This is a genomic window from Chloroherpetonaceae bacterium (genome assembly GCA_025056565.1).
Classification (GTDB): Bacteria; Bacteroidota; Chlorobiia; order Chlorobiales; family Thermochlorobacteraceae; genus Thermochlorobacter.
Genome location: JANWWA010000004.1, coordinates 73,494 through 91,009, shown reverse-complemented (window position 1 = coordinate 91,009; position 17,516 = coordinate 73,494). Strand labels below are relative to the sequence as shown.

General features: G+C 49.2%; 15 protein-coding genes. 9 read left to right on the top strand and 6 right to left on the bottom strand.

Annotated elements, in window-relative coordinates:
• Nucleotides 1-11: 11 nt before the first annotated feature.
• The 3 genes from NZM05_04670 to NZM05_04660 all read right to left on the bottom strand — a co-directional run bounded on the left by NZM05_04670 (nucleotide 12) and on the right by NZM05_04660 (nucleotide 1,713).
• Nucleotides 12-605 (bottom strand): cation transporter, encoded by a 594-nt coding sequence (locus NZM05_04670; GenBank protein MCS7012911.1) that lies wholly within the window; start codon nucleotides 603-605, stop codon nucleotides 12-14.
• A gap of 235 nt (nucleotides 606-840) precedes the next feature.
• Complete coding sequence (locus NZM05_04665; GenBank protein MCS7012910.1) at nucleotides 841-1,305, bottom strand: nucleoside deaminase; 465 nt, start codon at nucleotides 1,303-1,305, stop codon at nucleotides 841-843.
• 81 nt (nucleotides 1,306-1,386) lie between these two features.
• Nucleotides 1,387-1,713, bottom strand: a complete 327-nt coding sequence (locus tag NZM05_04660; protein ID MCS7012909.1) for an RNA-binding protein — start codon at nucleotides 1,711-1,713, stop codon at nucleotides 1,387-1,389.
• Nucleotides 1,714-1,951: 238 nt separating this feature from the next.
• On the opposite strand from NZM05_04660, the gene NZM05_04655 reads away from it, so the two are divergent.
• Both NZM05_04655 and NZM05_04650 read left to right on the top strand, forming a co-directional pair.
• Nucleotides 1,952-2,758, top strand: a complete 807-nt coding sequence (locus NZM05_04655) for a methyltransferase domain-containing protein (protein ID MCS7012908.1) — start codon at nucleotides 1,952-1,954, stop codon at nucleotides 2,756-2,758.
• 202 nt (nucleotides 2,759-2,960) lie between these two features.
• A complete protein-coding gene (locus NZM05_04650) occupies nucleotides 2,961-3,317 on the top strand; it encodes a hypothetical protein (protein ID MCS7012907.1) in 357 nt (118 codons plus the stop codon).
• 23 nt (nucleotides 3,318-3,340) lie between these two features.
• Here NZM05_04650 and NZM05_04645 read toward each other — a convergent pair whose 3' ends face one another.
• Nucleotides 3,341-4,201: an acyltransferase gene (locus tag NZM05_04645; GenBank protein ID MCS7012906.1), complete on the bottom strand. Its 861-nt coding sequence runs from the start codon at nucleotides 4,199-4,201 to the stop codon at nucleotides 3,341-3,343.
• A gap of 226 nt (nucleotides 4,202-4,427) precedes the next feature.
• Here NZM05_04645 and NZM05_04640 point away from each other — a divergent pair, with 226 nt between their 5' ends.
• Nucleotides 4,428-5,543, top strand: a complete 1,116-nt coding sequence (locus tag NZM05_04640) for a M48 family metallopeptidase (protein MCS7012905.1) — start codon at nucleotides 4,428-4,430, stop codon at nucleotides 5,541-5,543.
• Nucleotides 5,540-7,729, top strand: coding sequence for a DPP IV N-terminal domain-containing protein (locus tag NZM05_04635; GenBank protein MCS7012904.1), 2,190 nt, complete (start codon nucleotides 5,540-5,542; stop codon nucleotides 7,727-7,729). The genes NZM05_04640 and NZM05_04635 overlap by 4 nt, the downstream gene beginning before the upstream one ends.
• A 174-nt stretch (nucleotides 7,730-7,903) precedes the next feature.
• Here the strand turns inward: NZM05_04635 and NZM05_04630 are convergent, their stop codons facing one another.
• The gene (locus NZM05_04630; GenBank protein ID MCS7012903.1) at nucleotides 7,904-9,271 is read right to left on the bottom strand and encodes an ABC transporter permease; all 1,368 of its coding nucleotides are present in this window, start codon (nucleotides 9,269-9,271) and stop codon (nucleotides 7,904-7,906) included.
• Nucleotides 9,268-9,984, bottom strand: a complete 717-nt coding sequence (locus NZM05_04625) for an ABC transporter ATP-binding protein (GenBank protein ID MCS7012902.1) — start codon at nucleotides 9,982-9,984, stop codon at nucleotides 9,268-9,270. Before NZM05_04625 ends, NZM05_04630 begins: the two co-directional genes overlap by 4 nt.
• Nucleotides 9,985-10,144: 160 nt before the next feature.
• Here NZM05_04625 and NZM05_04620 point away from each other — a divergent pair, with 160 nt between their 5' ends.
• From NZM05_04620 to NZM05_04600, 5 genes are all read left to right on the top strand, one after another.
• Entirely contained in the window at nucleotides 10,145-10,945 is an 801-nt protein-coding gene (locus NZM05_04620; protein ID MCS7012901.1) for an inositol monophosphatase, read from the top strand.
• A gap of 92 nt (nucleotides 10,946-11,037) precedes the next feature.
• The gene (locus NZM05_04615) at nucleotides 11,038-12,222 is read left to right on the top strand and encodes a hypothetical protein (GenBank protein MCS7012900.1); all 1,185 of its coding nucleotides are present in this window, start codon (nucleotides 11,038-11,040) and stop codon (nucleotides 12,220-12,222) included.
• Nucleotides 12,223-12,267: 45 nt separating this feature from the next.
• Nucleotides 12,268-13,410, top strand: coding sequence for an imelysin family protein (locus tag NZM05_04610; GenBank protein MCS7012899.1), 1,143 nt, complete (start codon nucleotides 12,268-12,270; stop codon nucleotides 13,408-13,410).
• Nucleotides 13,411-13,563: 153 nt separating this feature from the next.
• Nucleotides 13,564-14,961 carry an HTTM domain-containing protein gene (locus tag NZM05_04605; GenBank protein ID MCS7012898.1) on the top strand — a complete coding sequence of 466 codons (1,398 nt, stop codon included), beginning with the start codon at nucleotides 13,564-13,566 and terminating at the stop codon, nucleotides 14,959-14,961.
• A complete protein-coding gene (locus tag NZM05_04600; GenBank protein ID MCS7012897.1) occupies nucleotides 14,958-17,408 on the top strand; it encodes a TonB-dependent receptor in 2,451 nt (816 codons plus the stop codon). Before NZM05_04605 ends, NZM05_04600 begins: the two co-directional genes overlap by 4 nt.
• The last annotated feature ends 108 nt before the right edge of the window (nucleotides 17,409-17,516 follow it).

The following is a 17,516-nucleotide window of genomic DNA, read 5'->3' as shown; positions in this document are numbered from 1 at the left end:
CACGCAACTGTTTAGGTTATTGAGGCTTTTTTCTCTTTAACGACATCAAAAATCTCAATGGTTCCATAAAACACAAGGAGCGCAATTATTGAGCCGATAACAAGGTCAGGTAGGTTGGTATGTAGCCAAAGCACCAGTGCGCCTGACACAATCACTCCCACGTTGGCAAGTAGGTCATACTTCGTAAAAATCCAAGCGGCTCTTAAATGCGCTTCACCTTTTTTATGTGCATCAAGTAGGAGCAGACAAGCATAGTTTGCGGCAAACGCCAGTGCGCTCACGCCCATCATTGCCCAACCAATTGGCTCGCTGCCACCTAAGAATCGGCGCACTACCTCGTAAGCTAACCAAAGTGCCAAGATAAACTGTGCAATTGCCGCCGCCCACGCTGCTGTCTTTTTTTCTCGCGCTGTTTTACCAATTGCATAGAGTGTCAGCCCATAGACTGCCGCATCTGCCAGCATATCCAGTGAATCTGCAATCAGCCCAGTGGATTCTGCCCACAAGCCTGCTGCCATTTCTACGGTAAACATTAGCAAATTAATCAGTAACACCACACGAACCGCACGCAGTTGGTTAGCGTAGTGAGTGTCCAGCTCACACATTTTAGTTGAATTAGATTTGTTCTGTACCGACAGACTAAAAAATTTGCACAAAATTGCTCGCAAGACAACATAGAGATGCGCACACTTTAGCGTGCCACCCTGTGAAGGGTCACTTTCCTCTGAGCGGGGACAACAGCACCTCGTGCGTTCGCCCGTTATTCTTGCCGCCGCTAAGTGAAGTGTTCCCGCAAGGTGGAAGGGAGAAACCTGACGACAGATGCGTTACTTCGGGTCTTCAATTCTTTGCTGGTCTGAGGCGCAAGGAAGCAAAAAATGATTTGATGAGCGTGGTGCAGCGTTCTTCCAAGACACCACCTATCACTTCAGCACGGTGATTCAGCTTGTGAGACTCCACGAGATTAAATACAGTGCCGCACGCTCCCCATTTCCCATCGTAACTGCCAAAGACAACGCGCCCGATTTTTGCCAAGACAATTGCCCCTGCACACATTGGGCAAGGCTCTAAGGTAACGACCAGCGTGCAGTCAGGGAGATATTTCGTTCCAAGGGTCGCCATTGCCGCCGTGAGTGCAATCATCTCAGCGTGTGCTGTAGCGTCGCTCAGCATCTCCACTTGGTTGTGTCCTCTGCCGACAACGGTGCCGTTGGCGTCAATCACAACGGCACCGACGGGAATTTCATTGTGCTCAAAAGCTTTTTCGGCTTCCCGCAAAGCCCACTCCATCCATTGCTCAAGCATTGCTGACAGAGCTGGTTGCAAAGAAAGATTTATGCAAGAAAGCCGTATTGCCTGCAAGCGGTGCGGCACGCTGAGACAGGCTTAGTAGCGTTCACGCCGCTGATAACCGCTACTGCCTTTGCTACCACCGAATCTTCGCTCGCCTCCCAATCCGCCTCGTTCTCCAAAGGACTTCTTTTCTTGTGGGCGTGCATCGCTTACCTTGATGGAGCGACCGTCTAATTGTGTGTTGTTTAGAGCTTCCTTAGCTGCTTCGGCGTCGTCTGCGGACTTATACTCCACAAAACCGAAGCCTTTTCCTTGAATAATCTTCACAGAAACGATTTCGCCGAAATTGGCAAAAACGTTGCGAAGCCCTTCTTCACTGGTAGCGTAATTCAAGTTGCCGACATAGAGTTTCGTTGCCATTGTCTGAGCGTAGTAAGTTTAAGTTATTAAGTGTGGTCAGAGCGAGAAGCGACTTAGATACAGCGACTTGGGTATCCAAAGGTGCGGATTTCTACGCTCAGTGAACCGCTTAAATGTAGCGCCTTTGCGGCTCAATTCCAAACCGAACAGCGCGTGATTCTCGTAATTCCTATCTTGCCCCTGAAACGTCGTGCTTGAAATCACCGTTAGAGCTGCTGCAATTCAACCGACACGTAGTATGAAAGTAGCTCGCAGTTTTCTTCAGCAAAGCATTGTCAATTTTCTGGAAGCCAACGAAGCGTGGTTGCGCCCGCTTCTTACGGAACGCATCTTTGACGGTGTTGACCTACAAGCAGAGGGCGCTAGACTCAAAAACCCCAGCGTGCAGTATCCCGACTACTACCTTCAAGATTTTCATAGCGTAGAGGGCGGATACCTTAATAAGGATGCCGCCATCACATACGACCCAATTACGAATAAAATTCTTGTACCCAGTGAGTCGTATCTCCGCACAACGCTTGCCCAGATGTTTCCCAGTGACGCCCAGCACATTTTGGATTTGGGCTGCGGCACAGGCACTGCAACGCGCTTTATTGCAGAACGACTACCGAATGCACAAATAGTCGGCATTGACCTTTCGCCGTATATGATTGCAGCTGCGCAGCTCAAAGCTAGAGCGTTTTCCAACATCACTTTTCTTCATGCCAACGCGGAGCATTTACCCTTTGAGAGCAACACTTTTGATGCTGTGACTGCTTCGCTGCTCTTTCACGAAATGCCGCCTGAGGCAGGGCTAAACGTGATGAAAGAAGCGCTGCGTGTGCTAAAGCCCGGCGGAGTGTTTTTGGTGTTTGACGGCGCGCAGTCTACCAGCATTTCAAAATTAGGTGGCAATATCAGTAGTCTGCTTTTCCTTGAACCATATGCAGAAGCTTTTCTGAGCGGCAATCTGATTGAGATGATGCAAGCCGCTGGATTTGTGCACACTGAAGTCATCCCCGTGCTGACGCTCTATGAAATTCGTCGTGGTTACAAGGCTGCTTAGCCAGTAGCTATACTATTCCTGCATAGAAAGACGGCTCTGCATCTTTTATTGCTTTGCTGCGGGGAGCAGCCTAAGTAACTCACAACTCGACCTGCCATAAAACATGATGGCATAACTTGTGCGCCGCAACGCAATTTGCTTTTTCACATAGAAGTCTTAGCTTCCTGCTGAACAGGTTGCCCTTAATCTTACCTAGCAGAGTATGAAACGAGGTTTGTTTTTGCTCACTGCCGCACTGCTACTTTCATCTTCACCCTCGAGCACGCCACATCGCCACTGCGACACGCCAAGTGCGACTTCTACTTTGGCTGCGGACAGCACCTATCGCACAGAATACTTTTACTTTCAGACTACTGGCACGCCCAAGTCTCTCCTGAGTGAAGCGACTTATAAAGCAGTTATCGCCGCTGCACAAGCTGCAGGGTATAGTGAAGATGAAATTGAGGTTACCATCTTTGTCGTTGACCGAAAATCTCGTCAGGAGCGACTGCGCTCTTTGCAGCCTCATCCGCGCTCACGGCAGGAGCTACGTCGCCCAACGGTAAAAAAGTTTGAGTAGGGTTGCTTTGCACTGAGGCGTGCTTAGCCTAAGTTATGCTGCTTAGCCACAATCCGCTGCAGTTCCGCTGCAATTAGGCGCACATCTTCATCAAGAAAATGGGAGGAACGCAAGCGAGCGCGTTTTACAGCGTTCATATCAATTGTGCAGTCTAAGGCTGCTTCCACAAACTGAGGCAAAGACGCCACCTGCGAGCTATCTGGCGCAATCACCTCAGAGCCGCCCCAGTATGTCAGCCCATCTTCATTGCCTACTCGGCTCACGAATGCGACATACACAGAAAAAAGCCCGGCAAATGTGCGTGTCAGCCGCTGCCATACTGCCGCCACGCTTATATCGCCTGTCTCAAAATCTATTCGCAATGGGCTATTTACCATTGCAAAGAGTATTTTTGCGCCTTGCAAAGCGTGCAGCAGCGGCACTGTAACGTGCCAATTATCTTCACAAATCGCAATCCCTATCTTGCCTAGCCGCCGCGATTCAATCGGCTCAATGCGCTGACCTGCTTGAAAGTAGCGCAGTTCTTCAAACATTCCGTAGGTTGGCAGATAAACCTTGCGATGCGCTACCTTTGCTATACCATCCTCGAAGAAAAATGCCGCATTATAGACCCCGTAATCATCAGAGAGTTCAATGCCGCCACAGAGAATTGAGAGATGCTTAGAGAGTTCTCGAAGCGGCTGCAGGCGCTCATCTGAAATGTGCATGGCTAAGTCTTGCGCTGCATCTTGCACAAGGTAGCCAGTCAGCGAAAGTTCGGGGAATGCAATGAATTCTATGCCGTCTCGGATCGCTTGCTCACAAAACGCAATATGTTTGCAGAGATTTTCATTAAAGTTTGCTAGCACGCAATCGTGTTGGACAAGCCGAAGTTTTACCGCCATTGTTTGAAATATGCTCAGTTAAAATTAGGCGCAAAAATACACGCTCACCCGCTAAAGAAATGCACAGCGTCTTTGAGACTGCTTTATGCTTTGTTCGCTACGCCTGATTTCTCCCTCGTGCATGACTCTGGCAACGTTTTAATGCTGTAGCAGAAGGCGTTCATCTTTCCTCAAGATTTGGCAATTTTGTAGTTAGTATTTTTCACGACTCAACTGGTTCAACTATATGCCAGAACCGCTGGAATGGCAAGGGGTTGCACAGCTCTTTCATCGCAGCGCCTCAACGCCTGAGCGCATTGTGCTGCGTATTGCACCCAGTGGCTTGCACATCGAAAAGCAAGATGCAGGTATAGACTTGCCTGTCGGTTCGTTCCAAGTCTCAGAGCAGCCGAACACAGAGTTTGTCAAAATCACAGCAGAGGCACTGGGAGATAGTGTCGTGATGCTCTCTGACCGTGCTGGCATTGCAGTACTGGAACGAAACGGGTTTTTTAAGGCAAGCCGCGAGTTCAAAACGCCCTTTTATCTTCGCACGCTCATTTTCTTTGGTGTGCTGGCTGCTTTGGGCGTACTCTTCTTTACGCTGGGCATCAATGCCCTTGTATCATATTCTGCGGCTCGAGTGCCCCCTGAGCTGGAACGCGCCTTAGGCGAAGCTGCACTGAATGATTTTTTGCGCACTGAACGCCTCGAGAAAGACTCTGCTGCAGATGCCACACTCCGAAAATGTGCTACGCTTATTCGCAGATGGCACGGCGACACTGCCCTGCATCTCAAGATTATGGTCGTGGAAAATCGGCAGGTCAAAAATGCCTTTGCTTTGCCTGGTGGTTACATTGTGCTTTATCGTGGTATTTTGGATTCAATTCGCAGCGAAAGTGAACTTTTTGGGCTTTTGGCCCATGAGGCTGGGCATGTTGCGTTGCGGCACGGCTCAAAGCGCCTTTTGCGCAGTGCACTTTTTGCCGTCACGCTCTCCATTGCCTTTGGTGATGTGCAAGGACTTTCTGGCATTTTGCTTAGCCAGAGTTCCAATCTGCTTGACCTCTCCTACAGCCGCAGCGAAGAACTTGAAGCCGATGAATTTGCCCTGCAAATTTTGCAAACTGCTGGTCTTGATGCGCGCGCTTTGCCACGCCTCTTAGAGCGCATTGGCAGCAGCAGCTTTGAAATTCCATCTGTGCTTTCTACGCACCCGTCGCAAAAGGAGCGCGCTGCACTGGCGCAAAAAGTGTCTGCAACACTGCACCCGAAATCCTATCTTTCGCCCGAAGAATGGAACGCCTTGTTCCAGAGACCTTTTCAAAAAACATCTCAGGAATCAACTTATCTGCAACAATGACTCGTCTCATCGTTTCATTTTTTCTTCTTTGGGTTTCCACATATGCTATTGCGCAAGAAAAATCTCTGACGCTTGAGGAGATTTTCAAATCGCGCAAACTCCTGCCACGCTTTGTGGAAGGGTTTAACTGGTTTAGCGGCGACACCTATGCTGCACTCGAGGCTGATGAAAAAACTAAGACAGTGAACATTGTTCTTGTTAATGCGCTAAACAATCAGAAAGAAATTCTTGTGCGTGGCGAAGACCTCAAGTTTTTAGGCAAGCCAATTGACTTTGCACACTTTGAAATCAGTCGCGATAAAGAGTATATCTTGCTTACAGGTGCACTGCCTGCGCGTCGGCTTAAAACGGGCGGTGAAGTTTATCTCTACAGCCGAAAGACCAACCTTGTTACGAAAATCTCCCGCATCAAAGGTGAATATGAAATCATTAAGCTCTCGCCCGATGGCAAAAAGGTTGGCTATGTGCGCGACAAAAATCTTTTCGTCTATGACATTGACACAGGCAGGGAAACGCAGCTTACACGAGATGGCAGCGCTAATGTTCTCAACGGCGTTTTTGATTGGGTTTATGAAGAAGAGTTTTCCATCATTGACGGCTGGCAGTGGTCGCCTGATTCCAAACACATTGCTTTCTGGCGACTTGACCAGAGCCAAGTGCCTGAGTTCAAAATCGCCAAGTATGATTCGCTTTATCTCTCATTTCTGGAATACCGCTACCCCAAGGCAGGTGACAAAAACTCGCTTGTGAAAATTGGTGTCGTCAGTGTCGATTCGCGCCGACCGCAGCCGACCTATATTGACCTTGGCGAAAATACGGACATCTACATTCCACGCATTGACTGGCTACCTGATTCCAAGCGACTGGCTTACCAGCGGCTCAACCGGCAGCAAAATGTGCTGGAGCTTTTCTTCTATGACATTGAGCAAAAGACCTCTCGCCTTGTGCTCACAGAACGCAGCGAAGCGTGGATTGAAGTGGAACATAACGGCTACCGTTTCCTCAAGAATTCAGAAGCATTTATCTGGAGTTCTGACCGTGATGGCTACCAGCATTTTTATCTCTATGGCTACGACGGCACGCTCAAAGCCCAACTGACCAAAGGCGATTTTGATGACGATGCCTTGCTCTATGTCGATGAGACAAACCAGACGCTTTATTTCACATCGGCGAAAGAAAGTCCTCTGGAGCGGCATCTGTATTCGGTGAAGTTTGATGGCTCTGACCTTAGGCGGCTTACTTCGGAGCGTGGCACGCACAGCGCAGAGTTTTCGCCCGATGGCTCACTTTACTACCACACATATTCGAGTGTCAGCACACCGCCAAAGTTCTACCTGCGCAAAAAAGATGGGTCGCTTGTGCGTGAGCTGGAAAACAACGCAGCACTGGAGAAAACACTCTCTGAATACCGAATGGGCAAAGTGCAGTTTCTTACGTTCAAAAATGCGACAGGTGTGGAACTTAATGCTTGGCTGCTTTTGCCAGCAGACTTTGACTCGTCAAGGAAATATCCTGTCCTCATGCATGTCTATGGCGGTCCAGGTTCACAAACTGTGCGCAATATGTGGGGTGCGGTCAACCTTTGGTATCACTACCTTTCACAGCGAGGGTATTTGGTTTTCAGTGTGGACAATCGGGGCACGGGCTTTCGCGGCGCAGCGTTTAAGAAACTGACCTACAAAAAGTTAGGCATCGCTGAAACAGAAGACCAAGTGGCTGGCGCAAAGTTTCTTTCATCGCTGCCCTTTGTCGACAAAAGTCGGATTGGCATCTATGGGTGGAGTTACGGCGGTTATATGGCCTCCATGTGTATGACATATGGCAACTCACTGGGCGAGCCAGTGTTCAAGGCAGGCATCGCGGGCGCGCCCGTTACGCACTGGAAATTTTACGACACGATTTACACAGAGCGGTATATGGATACGCCGCAGCGCAATCCTAAAGGCTATGAAATCTCTGCCCCACTTACACACGCTGACAAGCTCAAAGGTCACTTTCTCTTGATTCACGGCACGCTGGATGACAATGTGCATTTTCAGAATTCTGTTGCCTTTGCCAAGAAGCTGCAGGAGCTTGGCAAATCTTTTCAAGCAATGTTCTACCCTGAGCAATATCACGGCATTCGCGGTCCAGCACGCTTCCACTTGCACCAACTAATGACCGAGTTCATCTTGGAAAAGCTCTAAATAAACCAGCACGGCAAAGCGTCTAGATCTGCTGTGTTTGCTCCAACAATAACACTTCTTCGTTCTCGCTGCGAGCGAAGGATAGAGCGGCAATTGTCTAAGCATTAGCCAAATTCTACTGGCAGAGTTGGCGCTAATTAGAGATTGATTAGAGATTGACAAGGCATAAAGTGCTCACTGATAACGCAGGGCTTCAACAGGCTGAATGCGAGCTGCACGGCGCGCTGGATAAAAACCTGCTACCAGACTGATGAACACTGCAAACCCAATTGCGCTCAAAACTAACCAAAGTGGAAAGTAAAAGAAGTCGATTCGCGTGCCCGTTTGCGATGAAACATACCAATTCACTAAGGCATTGATGCCCTCAGTTGCAAGCTGTCCAATTACCAGTCCAGCAACACTCCCCAAGAAGCCAATGACGGCGCTCTCTACAAAAAAGATTTTGCGAATATCGTCGTCGCCTGCACCAATTGCCTTCATAATGCCAATTTCACGGTATCGCTCCATCACCGACATTACCATTGTATTAGCAATACCTAGCGTTGCCACCACCAGCGCTACGGTGCCGATTACAGCCAGCGCAAGGTCGAAGAGCAAGAAAAGTTTCTTGAACTCCTCAAATTGGTCGGTAAAACTTGTGGCATTGAGCCCGATTGCATTCATCGCTGCGGCAATCGCTTCACATTCTTTCTGATTACTGGCGCGAATGATGATGGCTTGATAGCCCGCACTTTGTTCATTTCTGCGCAAAAGTTCAATAGTTGAAAGAAAATTCAGGCGGCTAATTTTTGCAGAGGTCTCAATCGGCAAAATCAAGCGAAAGCCGCTGGAGAGTTTCTGAATGTCGCTGCTTAGCACACCACCGATGCGAAAGTCATAGCTGCGCTCAGCAATTGGCAGTCCTGCACTGAAGATAGGCAAAGGGCTAGTCAGCAATTTTTGAGCATCGAGGGCAATGGTAGTTAGTTTGATGAGCTTTCCAATGGCTGCTTGCGGATTGCGAATCCCAATCCGAGTGAGCAAAATTTCTGAAATCACCACATCGCTTGCCGTATCGCTCTCAAAAAACTTGCCGATGCGGATTTCACGATACCCCGCTACTTTTGCAATGGCTGCAGGCAGGGCTTCTGCCATCACAATTGTTTCCATCGTATCCACGATGACCTTACATGGGAAGATGATTTCGGGATAAACCAAAGCGTTTGGTGCCAGCGGCTGAACGATGTCGCGCACACGCTGAAGCACTGAATCGGTCAGTATGATTTGATTTCTTTCTTCTGGCTGCTGGAGATTTCGTACTGTGCGTCGGGAAAGCGTGAAAATAGTGGAGAGATCCACACGGGTCGGCGTGATGCGCACCGTATTGAATAGCTCGAGGTCACTAAACTCATCAGAGAATGTTTTTTGCAAACCGCTGCCAAAAGAGACCATTGCCACGAGCGCGGCAGTGCCAATCGCCACGCCCAGAATTGTGAGCAGTGAGCGGAGCGGTGCACGACGCAAGTTGCCTATGGCAAATTTCACAAGGTCGCTTGCACTCATACTTTGTTTAAAGTTGGCTTATGAGCTTCGTCGCAAATGACTTCCCCATCTCGCAGTGTGATAATGCGTGTCGAGAGTTGCTCTGCTAGTGATAGGTCATGCGTAATCATCAGGACGGTTTTGCCTCTGGCATGAATGTCTTGCAGCAGTGCAATAATTTCCTCAGATGTGCGAGAGTCCAAGTTGCCTGTAGGTTCGTCCGCCAGTAAAAACTCAGGATCATTGACAAGGGCACGAGCAATTGCCACGCGCTGCTGTTCGCCGCCTGAAAGTTCAACGGGACGGTGGTTAAAGCGGTGCTCTAGTCCGACGCGTTCAAGCAACATTTTGGCACGGGCTTGCCGCTGCGATTCTGGCACGCCTGAAAAGAGCATTGGCAACGCAACATTTTCCCAAGCTGTCATATTTGGAATGAGGTTAAAGGCTTGGAAAATCATTCCGACCACATACCGTCGGTAGTGTGCCAGCTCAGACGCATTCATTTTCGTCAGCACTTTGCCTGCCGCTTCAATCTCCCCTGAAGTCGGCAAATCCATTCCGCCAATTAGGTTCAGCAAAGTTGACTTGCCGCTGCCTGATTTGCCCACAATAGAGACATATTCGCCACGTATCACTGTGAAACTGACGCCTTTGAGCGCCACTACTGGCGCTGCATTGAGGTTGTATATTCGGCTAACAGCTCGGAGCGTAATTAGTGGCGTTGCTTCAGACACAAGCGTTGTGCAAGCATTTAGAATTTCTCACCTTTGAAGTGTTGTTTCGACCCTTCGGAATGATGAAAAGCAAGCAAACGTTTCATAGCATGGAGAGCTAACTTAGTAACATGCTTCAATAGCTGTTTGTTCCACCAAAAAACCTCTGGAAGAATGAAGTATGACGCGCGAACTTATCACCGCTATTACAGCTGTAAAATCGGCTGGAAAGTATGCCCGCAAAAACTTTGGGCATCTTTCCACTGCGCACATTAGTCTTAAGGACCGCAACGACTTTGTCACCAAAGTTGACAAAGAATGCGAGGCACTTGCTGCGGAGGCTATTCGCAAGAAATTTCCTTACGATGAGATAATGGGCGAAGAAGGCACGCTGGAGAAAGGCTCTTCAGGTCGGCGCTGGATTATTGACCCTATTGATGGCACGCTCAACTTTATTCACTCGCTTGCCATCTTCTGCATCAGTGTGGCGTTGATGGATGAAAGGGGCGAATTGCAAGTTGGTGCAATTTATCAGCCAATGACGAAGGAGCTTTTCACGGCTGAGAAAGGGCGCGGCGCTTATCTTAACAATCGCCGCATCCGTGTTACGCGAAACTTTCGCAGCGAAAAATTGCTCTTAGCTACCGGTTTCCCTTACAAGGTCTATGAACACTTAGATGCTTACCTCAATCTCTTCAAGGACATTTTAGTTAGCACTGCTGGCATTCGTCGTCCAGGCTCCGCCGCAATTGACCTTGCCTACACGGCTTGCGGTCGGTTCGATGGTTTCTGGGAATATGGTCTCAAAATCTGGGATATTGCCGCTGGGGCACTCATTGTTAAGGAGGCCGGTGGTGTGGTTACTGATTTTAAGGGCAATAACGATTACCTCAAATCGGGAAATATTATAGCTACCAACGGCAAAATTCACGGCTGGCTTTTAAGCAAAGTTCAAACCTACTTTGGCACTTCGTTCGAGTAGCCACTTCACTTCCTAGCTCTTCTTTGCGCTCTTTCCCTTGCAAAATCATCTTATATCTATTAAATTAGATTTTGTCTAATTAAATAATCCAAATGCGTCTGCTTTCACTTGCACGCCTGATGCTTTTTGCGGCGCTGCTGCTTAGTGCTTGCCGCAATAATCCAAGTTCACCTACCTCACCGCTCGATATTCCGTCGGTATATGACTCGACGGGCTACACAGCAAATGTAGCGACCGAAGCACGTGTGCGCACAGAGCTTGCAGCGCTCACCGCACATATGCAAGTCGGGCGCAATATGGACTCAACGCTGACGCTGGCTTCCTTGCGTAGTTTCTGGGACGGCACGACCCTGCAACAAATTACGCCACTGCTTTATCGCAACAAGGTAAATGTTGCCTTAGAGGAGTTGCAAAAGGCGACAGGCAAACGCACCCGCTACCCATGGGAAAGTGCACCAACGGGTGATGGTGGTGTGGTGCCCACCACCAACGGTGGACGCATAGGCTACCTCTACGACGAGAATATGCTGGAAATGGAGCAAGTGATCGAAAAAGGTCTCTTTGCGGCTGCAATGTATAACCACGCTGTTTCACTTATCAACACTGGCAACATCACCGAAGCAACGATTGATAGGCTTGTGGAGATATATGGTGCAAAGCCTAGTTTTGCTAACAATGAACGCAGCACAGACCCACAACGCGACCGCTTCACAGCACAATACGCTGCTCGCCGTAGCGACATCAATGACCGAAACAGTCTCTATGAGCAAATCAAGCGTAATCTCATTACAGCAAAGGCTGCGGTGCGCGCAGGTTCAGCTTACAACTCAGAGCGCGACAAAGCTCTCGCAGATTTCAAGCTTAATTGGGAGAAGGTACTTGCAGCAACAGTGATTAATTACTGCCATTCAACGCTGGCAGCGCTCACCTCAGGTGTGCGTGACGACGCCACTATTACCAGCGCAATGCACGCTTACGGTGAGGCTGTTGGCTTTCTTTCTGGCTGGAAAGCTGTCCCTGCCTCGCAACGCCGTATCACCGATGCACAAATTGATGAATTGCTGGAACGGCTACGCGCTCCATTCGATGCCACTGCCTCTGCACAGTCGTTCCGATTTCTTAGTTCAAGCCCTACGGCTGCCGAGCTTTTTCGCTTAGATGGACGTAACGACCCCGGCGTTGGCGTCATTGAGCGTCTTGCACAAATCTACGGCTTCACCGATGCAGAGGTGGAAAGTTTCAAGCTCAATTGGGTTGCTCAACAGAATCGCCGATAGCTTTCAAGCAGAAACCTTCACCAACTCTAACTGCGACTGACACAGATGATGCGCACCGCTTTGCTCCTAAGACGTCTTTCTGCAAACCCCTTGTGGTCACTTGTGCTTACGACTACGGCTATTGCCACTGCTGCAACTTTTGCGGTTTCTTGTAACAACGGTACCACTGAGGGAAGCACGGATAGCTTTGACCGCCGCTCAATGCTGCGTAACATCGCCGAAAATTTCATCATACCAAGTTACAGTGAGCTGCAAAGCAAAGTCAATGCAATGCAAGCTGCAGTTAATGCTTTTACAGCCTCGCCCAGTGAAGCCGCTTTGCGTGCAGCACAGCAGGCTTGGGAAGAGGCTTACACGGCGTGGCAATACGCCTGCACATTTGATTTTGGGCCAGCGACCACATCAACCGGCACGCTGTTTCAGAAAATCGGGGTCTTTCCCACAAATGCCGCACGCATTGAAGAGCGAATCCAGCAGCGCAATTTCTCCACCGATGATTTTAGCCGTGATACACGCGGGTTCAACGCTGTGGAGTATCTCCTTTTCAGTGATAGCACGCTTGCACAAATTATCTCTCGCTTCAGCAATCCTGACCGACGGCAGTATCTACAAGCGATTGTAGCTGACATTAAAGCAAACGTAGATGCAACGGCAAATGCTTGGCAGCGCTACCGTGCTGAATTCATCACCAATGATGGCACCAGCGTTGGCAGCTCGACCTCAATGCTCTTTAACGAGTTCGTAAAGAGCTTTGAGCACATCAAGAATTTCAAGGTAGGGCTGCCAGCAGGCAAGCGCCCAGGACAAACTCGCCCTGAGCCGCAAAAAGTGGAAGCCTTCTACAGCGGTAAATCCGTCAAGTTCATTCGTGAGCATTTACAAGCGATTGAGATGATTTATCTCGGTATGCACCGTCGCACTGGCATAGATGATTTAGGTTTTGATGATTACTTGCGTAGCGTGCCAAACGGTGCCGCTCTTGTTATCTCCACGCTGGCTCAGCTGGAGCTTGTCAAGCAGCGAATGAATGCGCTGCCCGATGCACCGCTTTCGCAAACGATTGTCTCAAATTTTGCAGTGGTCGATGCATTCCACACCGAGCTGCAGCGACATACCCGCTTTTTCAAGAGCGAAATGGCTTCGCTGCTTTCCCTCACGATCACTTTCAGCAGTGGCGATGGCGACTGAGAACGATGCTCTCCACTACACAGGGCAAGGTTTCTCTTTCTTTGGAGCCAGCGCAGGCAAGCAGACTTGGAGTTTTTTGAAGCTCAGCGTGAGAGGGATAGCACGCACTTGGAAGACCTAACACAATTGCTTTGCTAAATGGTCAAGCTGCAGATGCTTACATCATTTCTCACAAAGCCTGTGCACATTGCGCCGCTCGCAATGTTTCGCATAGTGTTTGGGCTGGTGATGCTCATTAGCACGATTCGGTTTTGGCTGCTTGGCTGGATTGAAGACCAATACATCAAGCCTGTCATGCACTTCACTTATTACGGCTTTGAGTGGGTCAAACCGCTTGGTGCAGTGGGAATGTATCTTGTCTTCATCGCAATGGGGCTGACCTCGTTTTGCATCATGTTAGGGCTTTTTTACCGCGTGTCCTCTGTGCTATTTTTCTTGCTTTTCACATATGTCGAACTACTGGACAAAGCCTATTATCTCAATCACTACTACTTTGTCAGCATCACGGCGTTTTTGCTAACGCTTGTGCCCGCACATCGATACTTTTCGCTTGACATCTTGCTTCGTCCAGCACTTCGTGTAGAGCATGTGCCGCGCTGGACGATTGATTTGTTCAAGCTCCAGCTGGCGATTGTTTATTTCTTTGCAGGCATTGCAAAAATCAACTCAGAGTGGCTTTTGGAAGCAATGCCCCTGCGACTGTGGTTGCGCGCTCAAGACAAGCTCCCGCTTATCGGCTGGGCAATGCCATTTGATCTCACTGCATACTTATTTAGTTGGGCAGGAATGATTTACGACTGCACGATTGTCTTCTTTCTTTCTTGGAAAGTCACCCGTGTGCTGGCTTACCTTGCTGTCGTTCTGTTCCACACGATTACAGGCATGATGTTCCCAATCGGCGTCTTCCCTATTGTGATGATTGGTGCAACCACGATTTTCTTCTCAGAAGACTTTCATAAGAGAGCAATTAGTCTGATTGCATCTGTGCTGCATCGTGCGCTGCCCCTAAGCGCTCAATCGCCTGCAACGCTATCGGCGAAGACATACCAGACCCGCTGGCAACCACTTGTTCTGATGCTTTTGGCTGTGCATTTTGCGCTGCAATTCCTCCTGCCTTTTCGATTTCTGCTCTATCCGAATAACTCGTGGTGGAATCCATGCGAATTTTTCTGGAATGAGCAAGGCTACCGCTTCTCGTGGCGTGTGATGCTGGTAGAAAAGGCCGGCACTGCAATTTTTTATGTCAAGGATAGTGTAACGGGTCGAGAAGGCGTGGTCAATAACGCTGAGTTTCTAAATCCGACCCAAGAAAAGCAAATGTCCTTTCAGCCTGATATGATTTTGGAGTTTGCGCACTTTCTACGCGATTACTACGCAGCACATGGCGTCACAGACCCACAGGTGCGTGCTGAAGTGTATGTTACGATGAACGGTCGCCCCGGTCGGCTCCTGATTGACCCAACCGTCGATCTTGCCAAAGAAAAAGAGGGGTTTCATTACAAGTCATGGATTCTGCCGTTTGAACGCCAACTGGTTTCTGCAAGCCAATGATGCACTGCAGACTTTGCACATACTTTGTGAGCCTTGCTTTCTTTGCCACAGAACTTTGGGCACAAGAATCTGCAACGGTCTTCGGCACTGTGCGCGACCGTGAAACTGGTGAAGCTATTGCAGGCGCAGCGGTTTATCTCAAAGCGCAGGGGGTTGGCACGGTCACAGATGCGAAAGGCGAATTTCGTTTCGCAGCGCCGCCTTTTGAGCGCGACTCCTTGAAAGTCAGTGCAGGCGGCTACGAACCTTTTGCGCAAGCACTAGACCGCTTTCAGCTCTCGCAGCCTATTGAGATACGCTTAGTGCCACTTTCTTTCCAAGCCAGCGACATCTTTGTGCGCGACCAGAAAGTTAATGCCTTCGGCATATCTAAACTTGCTTCAGTCGAAGGCGTTGCCATCTATGAAGCGAAGAAAACAGAACGCATTGTGCTGGCTGACTTGACCGGGAACTTTGCCGCCAATAATGCCCGTCAGACTTTTGCGAAGGTCTCAGGTCTTAACATCTGGGAATCGGATGGCGCGGGTTTGCAATTAGGCATTGGCGGTAGAGGGCTAAGCCCCAATCGCACTTCGAACTTCAATGTGCGTCAGAATGGCTACGATATTTCGGCAGATCCTTTGGGCTATCCTGAAAGCTACTATACGCCACCCTTTGAAGCCCTTGACCGCATTGAGATTGTGCGTGGCGCCGCATCGCTTCAATACGGCACGCAGTTTGGCGGAATGCTCAACTTTGTCTTCAAAGAGGGACCTGCTGGTAAGCCTTTTGAGTTCCTCACGCGGCAAACGCTTGGTTCATTTGGTCTCTTTAATTCATTCAATAGTATCGGCGGCACTTTGGACAGGCTAAACTACTACGGCTTCTATCAATTCAAGCGTGGTGACGGCTGGCGCCCCAACTCTGAATTTTACCAGCACACGGCGTATCTATCGACGCGCTATGCCTTGTCAGAAAAACTTTCGCTCACGCTGAACTACACTTTCATGCACTACCTTGCGCGTCAGCCCGGTGGTCTGACCGATAACCAGTTTGCAACAGACCCCCGCCAATCGCTGCGCCCTCGCAACTGGTTTCGCATTGATTGGCAAGTCGCTGCTCTCACTGCAGACTACCACTTCTCAGAGCTGACACGCCTCAACAGCCGCTTTTATGGCTTGCTCTCAAGCCGCCAATCGGTCGGAAACTTAGATGTGATTTTCAAAAATGACGATGTGCCACGCTTGGATGGCACACGTAACCGCACGTTGATCCACGCCGATTTTCGTAACCTTGCCAATGAAACACGCTTCATTCATCGTTACAATTTCTTTGGTAACCTCTCGAGCTTTCTTGCTGGATTTCGGATTTTTCATGGCAGAACTACACAAAAACAAGGCGATGCCGATGCCAGCGCCAATCCCACCTTTGAATTTCTTAATCCAAACGAGCCTGAAAACTCCAGCTACCTTTTCCCAAACACAAACTTTTCCGTGTTTGCAGAAAATATCTTTGTGCTCACGCCGCAGCTTTCTATTACGCCCGGTGTCCGTTATGAGAATATCCAAACTTTCGCAGAAGGTTATTTTAAGCAGTATGTGTATGATGGAGCTGGCAACACAGTGGCTGTTCAGCGCACCGATGAGTTTCTTGAACGGCGGCGTGCATTTGTGTTTTTCGGTGTTGGTCTTAGCTACACACCCAGCAGTAGCGTGGAAGTGTATGCGAACTTTTCGCAAAACTATCGCTCCATCACGTTCAGCGACCTACGCATTGTCAATCCTAATTTTGCCGTTGACCCCCACATTCAAGACGAGCGTGGGTTTAATGCGGACTTCGGCGTGCGTGGCAATTGGGAAGGGTTGGTGTATTACGACCTTACGCTTTTTATGCTGGGCTACAACAACCAAATCGGTCTGCTTTTGAAAAACGACCAGCCGCCGCTGTTTTTGCCCTATCGTTTACGCACCAATATCGCTGACTCACGCACGATTGGCATTGAAACATTCATTGAAGCCGATGTAGCCAGACTTTTTAACCGCTATGCCACATTTAGCCTCTCGCTTTTCTCTAATTTTGCGCTTTTAGATGCGCGTTACATCAACACAGATGAACCTTCCATTCGCCAGAAACGCGTAGAGCTTGTGCCACCTATCACTTTCCGCTCTGGTTTGACTTTTCGGCAGGAGAAGTTCCAAGCTACGGTGCAATTTTCTTACACAGGCGAGCATTTCACCGATGCTACCAATGCCGTGCGCACTGCGACAGCTGTCAATGGCATCATTCCAGCATACTGGGTTGCGGATGCGTCACTGCGCTATCAGATTGGACTGCTTAGCATTGAAGCCGGCGTAACAAACCTCACGAACAACTTTTACTTTACACGCCGCGCCGACTCATATCCAGGACCTGGTATCATTCCTGCAGAAATCCGCAACTTTTATCTTACGCTGGGCGCGGCATTGTAACCCTGTTCACTGCTGATAAAGTCGATTCGGTCGTTACAATTTTCTTTGAAAAGCCGCCTGCCTTGTCTAAATTCACATCAGAAGTAACCTCTGCCCGCTGAGGCAAAA

Excerpts from the sequence above, each read along its gene's own strand:
- NZM05_04670 (MCS7012911.1), bottom strand. The coding sequence starts at position 605 with ATGTGTGAGCTGGACACTCACTACGCTAACCAACTGCGTGCGGTTCGT.
- NZM05_04665 (MCS7012910.1), bottom strand. The coding sequence starts at position 1,305 with ATGCTTGAGCAATGGATGGAGTGGGCTTTGCGGGAAGCCGAAAAAGCT.
- NZM05_04660 (MCS7012909.1), bottom strand. The coding sequence starts at position 1,713 with ATGGCAACGAAACTCTATGTCGGCAACTTGAATTACGCTACCAGTGAA.
- NZM05_04655 (MCS7012908.1), top strand. The coding sequence starts at position 1,952 with ATGAAAGTAGCTCGCAGTTTTCTTCAGCAAAGCATTGTCAATTTTCTG.
- NZM05_04650 (MCS7012907.1), top strand. The coding sequence starts at position 2,961 with ATGAAACGAGGTTTGTTTTTGCTCACTGCCGCACTGCTACTTTCATCT.
- NZM05_04645 (MCS7012906.1), bottom strand. The coding sequence starts at position 4,201 with ATGGCGGTAAAACTTCGGCTTGTCCAACACGATTGCGTGCTAGCAAAC.
- NZM05_04640 (MCS7012905.1), top strand. The coding sequence starts at position 4,428 with ATGCCAGAACCGCTGGAATGGCAAGGGGTTGCACAGCTCTTTCATCGC.
- NZM05_04635 (MCS7012904.1), top strand. The coding sequence starts at position 5,540 with ATGACTCGTCTCATCGTTTCATTTTTTCTTCTTTGGGTTTCCACATAT.
- NZM05_04630 (MCS7012903.1), bottom strand. The coding sequence starts at position 9,271 with ATGAGTGCAAGCGACCTTGTGAAATTTGCCATAGGCAACTTGCGTCGT.
- NZM05_04620 (MCS7012901.1), top strand. The coding sequence starts at position 10,145 with ATGACGCGCGAACTTATCACCGCTATTACAGCTGTAAAATCGGCTGGA.
- NZM05_04615 (MCS7012900.1), top strand. The coding sequence starts at position 11,038 with ATGCGTCTGCTTTCACTTGCACGCCTGATGCTTTTTGCGGCGCTGCTG.
- NZM05_04610 (MCS7012899.1), top strand. The coding sequence starts at position 12,268 with ATGATGCGCACCGCTTTGCTCCTAAGACGTCTTTCTGCAAACCCCTTG.
- NZM05_04605 (MCS7012898.1), top strand. The coding sequence starts at position 13,564 with ATGCTTACATCATTTCTCACAAAGCCTGTGCACATTGCGCCGCTCGCA.
- NZM05_04600 (MCS7012897.1), top strand. The coding sequence starts at position 14,958 with ATGATGCACTGCAGACTTTGCACATACTTTGTGAGCCTTGCTTTCTTT.